This is a genomic window from Methylobacterium platani (assembly GCF_001653715.1).
Taxonomy (GTDB): Bacteria; Pseudomonadota; Alphaproteobacteria; order Rhizobiales; family Beijerinckiaceae; genus Methylobacterium; species Methylobacterium platani.
Map to the genome: position 1 here is coordinate 1 of NZ_LWHQ01000057.1, position 11,525 is coordinate 11,525.

Here is an 11,525-nt window from a genome sequence, read left to right on the forward strand (position 1 = left end):
CCTGGAAGATCAGTTCCGCGCAATGGCGGCGCCCCTCCTGGTCGTGGTCGGCGACGAGGACGACCATTGCCTGCAGCCCGGCCTCTTCCTCAAGCGGACGGTCCCGGCCTCGGGCCTCGCGGTCCTGCCGAAGACCGGCCACACCCTGAACCTCGAGGAGCCGATGCTCTTCAACCAGCTCCTGGCGGAGTTCATCGTCCAGGTGGAGAGCGGCCGCTGGGGCCCGCGCGACCCGCGCGCCAACCCGGCCGAAATCATGCGGACGCGCTGAGCGTGGCGCGCCCGTCGGATCACGTCGACGGCGCCCGCCTCTGGCGGCGCCTGATGGACCTCAGCCGGTTCGGCGCCCGCCCGGATGGCGGGGTCGACCGCCAGACCCTGACGCCGGCCGAGATCGCCGCCCGCGCCGATCTCGTGGCGCTCGGCCGCTCGCTCGGGCTCGAACCGTTCACGGACGCGGCCGCGAACCTCTTCCTGCGACTGCCCGGCCGGCGGCCGGACCTGCCACCCGTCATGGCCGGCTCGCACATCGATTCCCAGCCGACGGGCGGGCGGTTCGACGGCGCCTTCGGGGTGCTGGCCGCCCTCGAGGCCGTCGAGGCGATCCGGGCGGCCGGCCTCGTGCCGGAGCGCCCGATCGAGGTCGTGGCCTTCACCAACGAGGAGGGATCCCGCTTCGCTCCGGGCATGACCGGCTCCGACCTGTTCACCGGGGCGAGGGCGATGGCGGAGGTGGCGGCGATCCGCGACGCGGAAGGGATCGCGCAGGGTGAAGCCCTGGCGGCGGTGCTCGCCGCCGACCGGGACGTGCCGCAGCGCCCGTTCCAGCGCCCGGTCGCGGCCTTCGTCGAGCCCCATATCGAGCAGGGCCCGGTCCTGGAGCGCGACGGCGTCCCGATCGGGGTCGTGACCGGCATCCAGGGCACCCGCCGCTACCGCGTGCGCGTCACCGGCGCGGCCGCCCATGCCGGCACGGCCGAGCGCCACGAGCGACGCGACGCCCTCATGGCGGCGGTCCGGATGGTCGCCGCCATCGACCGGGCTGCCTCCGACCCGTCCGACACCAAGCTCACGGTGGGCCTGTTCGAGGTGACGCCGAATGCCCCTTCGGTCGTGCCCGCGGAAGTGCTGTTCTCCATCGACCTGCGCCACCCCGACAATGCCGTGGTCGACCGGCTCGATGCCGCGATCCGGGCCATCGTCGAGGGCGAGCGCGGTCCCTGCGCCGCGTCCCTGCGGCAGATCCAGCACAATCCCTCGCTGACGTTCTCGCCCGTCATACGGGGTGCAATCGCGGCCGCCGCCGGGGGGCTCGGCCTCACCCATCGCGACATCCTCTCGGCCGCGGGCCACGACGCGCGGCAACTCCACGACGTCTGCCCGACCGGCATGATCTTCGTGCCGTGCCGCGACGGCATCAGCCACAATCCGGCGGAATGGGCCGAGCCCGACGACCTCGCCGCCGGCGCGCGCGTGCTCGCCGACGTGCTGTGGCAGCTTGCCAACGGCGACGGGCCCGGTGCCGACGCATCCGGAGACCCTGGTATCCCCCGTTGACGTCGGAGTCTGTTCGAGGGTCTCGTCCCATGGGAAGCCGGAGACCCGGAAGCGCTCGCGCCGCCGCTGGTACCCCCCGCGTCATCTCGGCCGACGCATGAGGGCTACCTGCGCGATGTGCTCACGCGCATCGCCGATCACCCGGCCAAGCGCCTGGCCGATCTGCTGCCTTGGAACGGGACGCCGACCGGCTGGGCCGAGAAGGCCGCCTGACCGGCCGCTCCGTCACGGAGCGCTTACCCTGGCAACGCCGTATGACCGACCACAGTCGAGATCAGCCGACCATTTCCGTCTGCAAGGCGCCGCTGGTCAGGGCCACCCGGTTTCGGCCGCCCCGCTTGGCCGCGTAGAGGGCCTGATCGGCCCGCTTGAGCAGGCTGTCGATGCCGTCCCCCTCCACCCACTCGCTCAGGCCGACGCTCACGGTGAAGCGAAGATCCGGATGGGTGCGCAGCGTCGCGGCGGCGCACTGGCTGCGGACGCGGTGCGCGATGACGGCGGCGCTCCCGAGACCGTGATCCGGCATCAGCAGCGCGTATTCCTCGCCCCCCAGACGTCCGGCGATCGCTCCGGTCTCCCGCAGGATCCGGCCGACGCGACGGATCACGCGGTCGCCGACATCGTGGCCGAAGCGGTCGTTGATCGCCTTGAAGTGGTCGATGTCGATCTGAAGCACGGTCAGAGGGGTCTCGGCCGAGGCGGCGGCCAGAGCCGCCGCGGCCTGCCGCATCAGGGCGCCCCGGTTGAGCAGCTGCGTCAGGTGGTCGGTGTCCGCCTGCTGGATCAGCGCCTGCTGCAGCTTCAGCACGCGCTCGGCCGCGCGAAGGCGGCCGTGCAGCTCCCGTGCACTCGGGGGCTTCATCAGGAAGTCGTCCGCGCCGGTATCCAGGACCTCCTCGAGGGGCCGGTCGTCGCGCGCGGAGGACATGACCAGGATGGTCAGCGGGCGACGCTCGTCGGCGACCGCGCGCAGCGACCAGCACAGCTCCAGCCCGCAGAGCGGCTGAACCTCCAGGCTGGTGAGGACGCAGGTCACGGACGGCTCGGCACTCACATGCGCCAGCGCCGCGGCCGAATCCGCGAAGGCGATGACGGTGTGGCCGCCCGCCACCAGCATGTCGGAGACGGTCTTGCGGATGACCCGGCTCGGATCGATGAGAGCGATGTGCATGTCGAACCCTCGTCGGTGGTCGATAAGCGATGCGGGAAGGGGGAGGGCCGGTCGGCGACGTGCGGGGGGGCGCTCTACCCTCGCCTCCCGGCATCGAAGGCGACGCCGGCGAGATCGCCGCGGCGCCAGCGCAGGTGGACCGTCACGGTCCGCAGGTCCTCCGCGGCGATGACCAGGGGAAAGACGTCCGGCAGGCCCACCTCGGGGGCGACGCGGATCTTGGCCCCGCACCACGACAGGTCGAGCACCGTGCAGGCCAGCGACCGCTCCGGGCCCAGGACGATGCGGCCCTGCAGCAGGACGCGGTAGCGCTTGGCCGCCCGCACCACATGCATGCACGGGCTCCGCGACGAGCGGTCCGTCGGTTCGATGAGAGCGAGGGGCACGGCGGGCTTTCGTCAGCGGCGGGTGGCGGTTCGCAGGGAGAAGGCGGCCACCGGCCGGAAGGCGCCGACGAGCGCGGCGTCGAGGCGCCCGGTCATGCCTTCCAGGACCGCGTAGGCCGCGTCGCTCGTCATGGGGGACTTGTAGGGCCGCCGCTCGATCAGGGCCGCGTGCAGGTCGCAGATGGTCACGAGCCGGACGAGGTCGGGGATCTCCAGCGCCTTGAGCCCGTCCGGATAGCCGGACCCGTCGAGCATCTCGTGGTGCGAGCGGACCACCTGCAGCATCTCCGGCTCCAGATCCTGATCGGCGAGCATCCTGTAGCCCTTCTCCGGATGCCCCCGCATCACGGCCGTCTCGGCGTCGTCGAGCCGGCCAGGCTTGTTGAGGATCGCGGCCGGGACATGGATCTTGCCCACGTCGTGCAGCAGGGCCGCCTTGGTCAGGCGGTGACACTCCCGCGCGCTGAGACCCAGGCTCGCCGCGAAGGCCGCCGCCAGCCCGGCGACGAGCAGGCAGTGCTGGTGCGTGGCATCGTCGAACCGGCGCACCGCCCGGACCCAGTCGCGGATGCCCGTGTCGTTGATCGCCAGGGCGATGGCCTGGGTGCCGGTGTCGATGACCCCGGACGTGATCGGCCGGTCCGGCACGAACACCCTGGCGTAGAACGAGCGCACCTCCGCGGCGACACGCACGGTCGCGGCGGCCAGCGGTTCGGCATCGTCCTGCGCCTGGTGCCCGACCGCCGGCCGCGAAGCGCCGGCCATCTCGCGGAGGCGGCTCACGTCGAAGGGGGCATGGAGGGTATGCGTGGCGCCGATCATGATCCCGAGCATCCGGGCCCGCGGGCTGTTCGCGTGGCAGAGGACGACGAGGGGGGCGTCGCCGCGGATCCGCGCCAGGAGCCGGATCAGCCGGCCGACGGCCTCGGTGCCGAGATCGCGGAGGTCGGTCACCAGCAGGGTCGCGCCGCAGGCCGGCGCCTCGTCGGCGTAGAGGTCGTGCAGCACGCAGGGCAGGCTGCCGGAGAGGGCCCGCGCCAGACCTCGGCTGCGTCCGGGGTCGTCCGTAATGAGGATCGTCTCGTCCATCGGCGGCCTCCCACCGGCGCTCTAGGCGAACAGGCTGTCGACGGCGTTCTGCGAGACGCAGGCGTCGCCCGGCAGGACGGGACCGTTCAGCAGGGCCGCTTCCGCACCGCGCTCGGCGCGCGCCGGCCTCGACGGCGCGGGCGTCTCCGCGGGGCCCGACCAGAGACGCAGCATCGCGGCGATCCGCTCCTCCACCAGGACGATGGTGCGCACGACCTTCGAGATCCGCTGCCCGGTCAGGTCCTGGAAGTTGCAGGCCTCGAAGACGGCCTGCATCTCGGCCTGGATGGCCGCCGCCTCGGTCCGGGTCGCATCGTCCTGCGCCCGCCCGGCGATCCGTCGCGCCAGGGCGTCGACGGTCTCCGCGGCGGTGAGGATCGTGTTCGTGGCCTGCTCCGCCCCCTGCACGACGGCGTACAGCTCGTCGCGGGCGCGGCCGGTTTCCTGGTCCCGGTGGAGCCCGGCGATCTCCCGGCGGGTCCGGGTGACGGCTTCGGCGATCGCGATCAGATGATGCCGCAGCAGCACCGCCCTCGGTGCGGCGGCATCCGCCCCCGGGGTGCCGCAATCCATGACCGATCCCTTCTCCAGCAAGGCGATCCTGCGGGCGAGACCGTCGACGGTGTCCGCGGCGGTCAGGATCGTGTCGATGGTCCGCATCCCGGCCGCATGAGGCTCGTCGCGATCGCGGTCGATCTCCGGCGCGTGCCGCAGTTCGGCGATCTCCCGGCGCGTCCGGGTGATCGCCTCGGCGATCGAGGCGACGTGGCCCCGTATCGAGGCGCCCGGTTCGTCGGACGAAGGTATCGGAGTGTGATACATGACAGAATATTCCGGCAATTATTGCGATGGCGGTTCGAATTCAAGATTCGATGGAAGTCGTCATATTTGTTTCGACGTATCGAATTCCGGCAACGACGTATTCGGCTGCGGCCGGCTCAGAAGATACCCCTGGACCTGAACGACGCCTTCGGCGCGCGCGAGGGCGAGCTGCTGGGCTGTCTCGATCCCCTCGACGACCGTCGTGATGCCCAAGCTGACGCCGAGGCCCGCGACGGCGCGGATGATGGCGCGCGCATCCGCGCTCGTCTCGGCCTCGCTCATGAACGAGCGATCGATCTTGATCTTGTCGATGGGGAACCGGCGCAGGTAGCTCAGCGACGAGTAGCCGGTCCCGAAATCATCGAGCGCGATGCGGATGCCCGCGCGGTGGATCACCGCGAGGTTCTCCTGCGTCACCTCGCTCTCCTCGAGCAACGAGGTCTCGGTGATCTCGATCTCCAGGCGCGAGGCGGCCAGGCCGGTCTGCGCCAGCACGGCGAGCATGTCCGCTCCGAAGCCCCGCTGGCGCAGCTGGATGCTGGAGACGTTCACGGCGACGACGACATGGTCGGGCCAGGCCAGGGCATCGCGGCAGGCCCGCTCGAGGACCCAGCGTCCGAGCGGCACGATCAGGCCGGTCTCCTCCATGATCGGGATGAAGGACAGAGGCGGGATCAGGCCGCGCTCGGGATGGCGCCAACGCACCAGCGCCTCGACGCCGGCGACGTGTCCGGCCCGCGTATCGACCAGGGTCTGGTAGTGCAGCTCGAACTGCTCGTCCGCCAGGGCGACCTGAAGCTCGGCCTCGATCTGGCGGCGCGCCTCGAAGGCCTCCGACATGCTGGCATCGAAGACGCTGACGATGCCGCGGCCCTCGGTCTTCGCGTGGCGCAGGGCGAGATCGGCATCGTGCAGCAGCGGATCCATGTCGAGATCCTGCACCGCCCGGATCGCGACGCCGATGCTGGCGCCGATATGGACCCGGCCGCTCGCGACGTCGCACGGCTCCGACAGGACGGCGATCAGGCGCTGGGCGGTCGCGGTCGCCGCCGCCTCGTCGGGCACGCGCTGCACGACCGCGAACTCGTCGCCGCCGAGGCGGGCCACGACGTCGCCGTGCCGCGTGTTCTTCCGCAAGCGCGCGGCGACCTGCTGCAGGAGTTCGTCGCCGGCCGCATGCCCGTAGGTGTCGTTGACGAACTTGAAGCGATCGAGGTCGATGTAGAGCACCGCCAGCAGCGGCTGCTCGGCATCGTTCGCCTCGATGAGGGCGCGGTAGCCCTGGCGCATCGCCCGGGTATTGGCGAGGTCGGTGAGGGCGTCGTGATGGGCGAGATGGGCGATGCGCTCCGCGCTCCGCCGCTGCTCGGTGATGTCCTCGAAGGTCGAGACCCACCCGCCGCCTTCCATGACGCGGTAGTTGATCGACAGGGTGCGTCCGTCGGCGAGGTCCCGGGTGATCGGGGCGTGCTCGGTTGCATGCAGGGCCACCCTGGTGCTCCGCTCGATCTCGTCGAGGGTCACCTCCGGCGAGTAGAGGCCGAGCGCGACCAGTTCTGCGCAGATCTCGTGCTGGGCGAGCCCCGTGAGAACGGTGTCCTGCGGGATGCCGAAGATGTCCCGGTAGCGCTGGTTCGAGACCACGAGGCGGGACTGCGCATCGAACATGCACAGGCCCTGGTTCATGTTACGAAGGGCGGCCTCGAACAGGCGAACCTGCTCCGCCAGTCCATGGTTCGACACGAATTGATCCTTGTGGCACCGGACGGATGCCGTCGTCGCACGGCCGGCTCCGTCCTTTCGGCGGGGAGCCGTTCGCGTCGTCCGCCGCAGGACCGCCCCGTCCTCGAGGGGGCCGGAGGAGTCGGCGGGCCGGATTTCGGGTGGCATCATGGCTTTTGCCTCGACGAGGGATCGATGGGTCGGGGGGAGGACGCGCCCCGCCGGGAGCGGGACAGGGCGCGCCGGGTACTAGGCGGCCATCTGGAAGGCGGCCTCGCGGACCTGGCGGGTCGCCGCGTCGAGGGCCTGCGTCGTCCCGGCGATCTGCTCCATCGCCGCGCCGATCTCCGTCACCGCGCCGGACATCGCCTGCATGCTCGTCGAGATCTCCTGCGCCACGGCGGACTGCTCCTCGACCGCGGCCGAGATCGCCCCCGAGATCTCGTTCACATGCCCGATCGTCCCGGCGATGCCGGTGATCGCCGCGGCCGCCTCCTGCGCCGCCGACTGCATCTGCCCGATCTGATCGCGGATCTCCTCGGTTGCCCGGGCACTCTGGCTGGCCAGCGCCTTGACCTCGCTGGCCACCACGGCAAAGCCGCGGCCGGCCTGTCCGGCACGCGCCGCCTCGATCGTGGCGTTGAGGGCGAGCAGGTTGGTCTGGCTGGCGATGCCCGAGATCAGCGTCACCACGTCGCCGATGCGCTGGGCGGCGGCGGCGAGGCCCGTGATCACCCCCGAGGTGGCGTTGGCCTGCTCCACCGCGTTCCGGGTGACCTGGAGGGCGCGGGCCACCTGCTGGCTGATCTCGCCGACGGAGGACGCCAGTTCCTCGGCGCCGGCCGAGACGGATTGCGTGTTGTCGGAGGCGTCCCGCGCCGCCTTCGCGGCGGTCTCGGCCTGCCGGGCGGTGTCCGACACGGCGGTGGCGACGCGGTCGATCTCGCCCTGCAGCTCGGCGCGGCGCATGCGCTCGTTGACGGCGGCGGTGACGTCGGTGGCGAACTTGACCACCTTCACCAGCCGGCCGGCGGCGTCGAAGACCGGATTGTAGCTCGCCTGCAGGTAGATGTCGTGGCCGTCCCGGGCGATGCGGCGGTACTCGGCGGCCTGGAACCGGCCGGACCGCAGGGTCTGCCAGAATAGTTCGTAGTCGCGGCCGTCCCGCTCCTCCGCGGGCATGAACAGGCTGTGATGCCTGCCCACGATCTCGCCGAGGCCGTAGCCGACGACGGCGAGAAAATTGGCGTTGGCGGCCAGCACGGTGCCGCCGACATCGAACTCGATGATGCCCTGGGCCCGGTCGAGGGCGCTCAGCTTGCCATCCGCGTCGGCCCGCTTCACCTCCTGCCGGGTCACGTCGGTGGCGAACTTGATCACGCCGTAGGGCTTGCCGTTGCGGCCGATCAACGGGTTGTAGGAGGCCTGCAACCAGATTTCGCGCTTGTCCTTGGCGATGCGCTTGAACACCGCGGCCTGGTACTCGCCGGCGCGCAGGGCCGCCCAGAACGCATCGTAGCCGGCCCCGCGATCGGTCTCATCGACGAACATCGAATGGTGCCGACCGACGATCTCGCTCAACCCGTAGCCGATCGTGGCAAGAAAGTTCTCGTTCGCCCAGACGACATTGCCGGAAAGGTCGAACTCGATGACGGCCTGCGACCGGAAAGCCGCATTCAGCTTCGCCATGATCTTCCCAAAGCGAAAAACATCCATGGCCATTGCAGATTCTCCTGAGAGTAATTCTTCGCTTTTGCGCAGTGACTGGCAGAATTACTGCTCTCGAATTCTTATCTAGAACATGCCGAGGATGTTAAAAATTTATGATTTGCACTTTTCATTTGCCGGCAATAGGACTGCAGTTTACAATCGTTCTAATGAATATTCATGGTACGATTGATTTATCGGTTGTTCGTACACCTTGGGATGGTCGTACGATCATGAATTATGGAGGCGCCCGGCGTCGCCGGTAACATATCGTTAATACCTTCGCGCGCTGATCACAGCGGGTCGCGTTCTGCGACAAGCGCCCGAGAACGACGCATGGCTGGGATGCAAAAGCTCGATTTTCCGAGGTCATCCACACAAATGCATCGGCGCACCGCAGACTGCCGGCCGGATCGGCCACTCACGAATCGGTGCCTGCCGCAACGATCGTCGGACCTGCCCCTGCGGCGGGGGCGCATCTCGATCTCGGGCCCGTGGATGTCTTCACGGATGTCGCCCATGATCGTACGATGGCGGCGGGTCTTCCCCCGGGACGCCTTTCCCCGGAACGTCTTCCCCTGGGACATGGTCTGCGCATCGCTCGATCAGCGATGGCGGGGCGCCGGAAGGGCACAGTGTGGAGGGCCTGTCGCGTCCACCCGCCGCGGATATGCGTCTGGGTGATGGAGACGCGACCGGACCGGACCTACCCCTCTCCGCTCCGGCCGCCCCGGAGCGTGATCGATCATACGGGCCCGAGCCCTCGGCCCAAGCGCCCGCGCGAACCGAGGCTCCGAGCGGGACGAGTTGGTGAGGATTGCCGATGCAGACGATTTTCCACTCGGGCAGGCTGACATCGCGAAAAAAATTCCAGATCTATCGTGAGATGATCGGCGACCATTTCATGCCGATCGACTGCAGGCAGATGGGCGATGCCGTTTTCAAGGCGCATCTGGAGGCGGCCAGCATCGGGGGAATGACCGTCACACGGGCCACCGTCAGCGGGCAGTCGGTCAATTTGACGTCCGAGGCGGCGTCGCGTGGCAACAAGCACGACAAGCTGACGGCGACCATCCGGCTGTCGGGCACGACACGCAGCAGCCAGAACGATCGGGCCGCGATCAGTCATGCCGGTGACGTGATCGTGTTCGATGGCCGCGCGCCGCTTGCGTTCGAGCACACGGAGCTGACGAGTTCGGTGACCATCGAGCTGCCTCGGGAGCGAATTGAAAGCGTGCTTGGACCCGCATCGCGATTTGCAGGTCTGAACATCGGGAGAGATCTTCCCGAGACGACTCTGGTCCAGACCTTCTTCAGCGACCTGATCGGCATGCACGAGCAGCTCGGACCGGACATCGCCGACCGCATGGCCGGCATCGGCGCCGACCTCATCGTCGCCGGCCTCGCCGCGCGCCTGGGGCGGGGCACGCCGCGCGATCTCCAGGGCAACGTCACGGTGCAACGGGCCAAGGCCTACGTCTCCGCCAACTTGAGCGACCCGACCCTCGACCCAGCCCGGATCGCCGCGGCGGTCGGGGTCTCCCTGCCGCATCTGCAGCACCTGTTCCACGAGCGCGGGCGCGACGTCCCGGACTGGCTCCGGCAGCGCCGGCTCGCCCTCGCCGCCCGCAGGCTCACGGATCCGAGGTACGCGCATCTCTCGATCGCAGCCCTCGCCGAGCGCTGCGGGTTTCCCAGCCCGACCCGATTCAGCCGCCAATTCAGGGGCCGCTTCGACGTGCCGCCGGGCGAGTACCGGCGAGCCTCGCTGCAATCGATCGGGCGGAGCACGACACCAGCCTGAACGGCGCCGCCGATCTCGCGGCCTGGTGCCAGCGCTGCCATCGCGAGCACGATCGCCCCGAGCAGGCGCGGCGGCGACGGCCGACCGACCTGCGCCGCCGGGCACTGGGCGACCTGTTCCTTGGACCCTGCCCGCTATCGCAGGGCCAACGGGTCGGTCCCGTTCGTTCGCGCCATGTCCGACCGGGCCCGCACCCGGTGCGTGATCCGGTATTCGCTCGCCGTCATGCCGTGCAGGGCCTTGAAGCGGCGCGAGAAATGCGCCTGATCGGCAAAGCCGCAGCCCTGGGCGACGGCCCCGATCGACAGGTGGGCGCATCCGGGATCGACGAGGCGCTTCTTCGCGGTCTCCAGCCGACGGAACCAGATGTAGTCGGAGATGTTGCGGTCGTGCTCGGCGAACAGCTCCTGCAGCCGGCGCAGCGACAGGCCGATCGCGGCGGCGAGCGTCGATGGATCGAGGCTGCGATCGCCGAGATGGGCCTCGATGTAGGCCTCGGCGCGCTGGACCGCGACGGTGCCGTGGAGCGGCCGGGGCACCTCCTGCGCCAGGCGCTCGGCGATGCTGGCCACGATCAGGTCGACGGCGACCGAGGCCATCCGGGTTGCGCTGTCGGCCGCGAGCTGCGGGCCCAGCCGGACGAGGTTCTGGACGAAGCTCGACGCGAGCTTGGTGGATCCGAGGTTCGCTCCGACCGTCAGCGCGGTGTAGCGTCGGGGAGAGCCGAGCGAGCTTTCGAGGCGCTCGCGCGGCACCTCGACGAACAGCGATTGGCTGGTGGTGAGCGTCGTCCGCACCACGGGGCACCAATCGAGGACGAGAAGATCGCCCGACCGCTGCACGGACTCGCGGTCGTCCTGGACGCTCGCCGATTCGCCGTAGCTCATGAGGAACACCCCGACCGTATCCGGCTTGTCGTGGCGTCGGTGGGCCGTCGACGTCGTATTGGATCGTAGAGCGCTCTGCGTGATACGAGACAGACGAAGCTGGCCGATTTTGGTGGCCTCGAACCTGGCCTGGAACGGGCCGTCGTCGAGCCGCGCGATCTCGACAGGGATCAGTTGTGCGTCCAGGGTGTCCCGCCACAGCTTGAAACCGTCTTTGGATGAGCGGCCTGCACTTGAGAAAAGTTCCTGCACGCTCGACACCCGCCACACGCATCGCCGCCACCCGGCTTTGACAGAACACGGCCGACCTAACGCAGTTTCCTCGGTGCTGCAGCGATTTGCGACCTCTTGGTAAAGTCATTTCTGCCGCAATGCCGGAC

At 69.4% G+C, this 11,525-nt stretch carries 11 protein-coding genes; 4 read left to right on the forward strand and 7 right to left on the reverse strand.

Annotated features, from left to right (window positions below):
- From A5481_RS25600 to A5481_RS32805, 3 genes are all read left to right on the forward strand, one after another.
- A partial coding sequence (locus tag A5481_RS25600) for an alpha/beta fold hydrolase (RefSeq protein ID WP_245298663.1) occupies nt 1–271 on the forward strand: 271 nt, incomplete at its 5' end.
- Nucleotides 272–273: 2 nt separating this feature from the next.
- On the forward strand, nt 274–1,557 hold the full coding sequence (locus A5481_RS25605) for a M20 family metallo-hydrolase (RefSeq protein ID WP_048436696.1): 1,284 nt from the start codon (nt 274–276) through the stop codon (nt 1,555–1,557).
- 108 nt (nt 1,558–1,665) lie between these two features.
- Entirely contained in the window at nt 1,666–1,770 is a 105-nt protein-coding gene (locus A5481_RS32805; RefSeq protein ID WP_425339769.1) for a transposase domain-containing protein, read from the forward strand.
- 61 nt (nt 1,771–1,831) lie between these two features.
- Here the strand turns inward: A5481_RS32805 and A5481_RS25610 are convergent, their stop codons facing one another.
- From A5481_RS25610 to A5481_RS25635, 6 genes are all read right to left on the reverse strand, one after another.
- Nucleotides 1,832–2,728: a GGDEF domain-containing response regulator gene (locus A5481_RS25610; RefSeq protein ID WP_048436697.1), complete on the reverse strand. Its 897-nt coding sequence runs from the start codon at nt 2,726–2,728 to the stop codon at nt 1,832–1,834.
- Between the two features lie 74 nt (nt 2,729–2,802).
- Entirely contained in the window at nt 2,803–3,063 is a 261-nt protein-coding gene (locus A5481_RS25615) for a PilZ domain-containing protein (RefSeq protein WP_048436698.1), read from the reverse strand.
- A 63-nt stretch (nt 3,064–3,126) separates the two neighbouring features.
- On the reverse strand, nt 3,127–4,203 hold the full coding sequence (locus A5481_RS25620; RefSeq protein ID WP_048436699.1) for an HD-GYP domain-containing protein: 1,077 nt from the start codon (nt 4,201–4,203) through the stop codon (nt 3,127–3,129).
- A gap of 21 nt (nt 4,204–4,224) precedes the next feature.
- Complete coding sequence (locus A5481_RS25625; protein ID WP_245239143.1) at nt 4,225–5,025, reverse strand: protein phosphatase CheZ; 801 nt, start codon at nt 5,023–5,025, stop codon at nt 4,225–4,227.
- Between the two features lie 60 nt (nt 5,026–5,085).
- Nucleotides 5,086–6,768: a putative bifunctional diguanylate cyclase/phosphodiesterase gene (locus A5481_RS25630; RefSeq protein ID WP_245239145.1), complete on the reverse strand. Its 1,683-nt coding sequence runs from the start codon at nt 6,766–6,768 to the stop codon at nt 5,086–5,088.
- 228 nt (nt 6,769–6,996) lie between these two features.
- Nucleotides 6,997–8,436 (reverse strand): methyl-accepting chemotaxis protein, encoded by a 1,440-nt coding sequence (locus tag A5481_RS25635; RefSeq protein ID WP_425339768.1) that lies wholly within the window; start codon nt 8,434–8,436, stop codon nt 6,997–6,999.
- 904 nt (nt 8,437–9,340) lie between these two features.
- On the opposite strand from A5481_RS25635, the gene A5481_RS25640 reads away from it, so the two are divergent.
- Complete coding sequence (locus A5481_RS25640; protein ID WP_280818906.1) at nt 9,341–10,258, forward strand: helix-turn-helix domain-containing protein; 918 nt, start codon at nt 9,341–9,343, stop codon at nt 10,256–10,258.
- A 134-nt stretch (nt 10,259–10,392) separates the two neighbouring features.
- Here the strand turns inward: A5481_RS25640 and A5481_RS25645 are convergent, their stop codons facing one another.
- On the reverse strand, nt 10,393–11,397 hold the full coding sequence (locus tag A5481_RS25645) for a helix-turn-helix domain-containing protein (RefSeq protein WP_048436709.1): 1,005 nt from the start codon (nt 11,395–11,397) through the stop codon (nt 10,393–10,395).
- Nucleotides 11,398–11,525 lie beyond the last annotated feature (128 nt).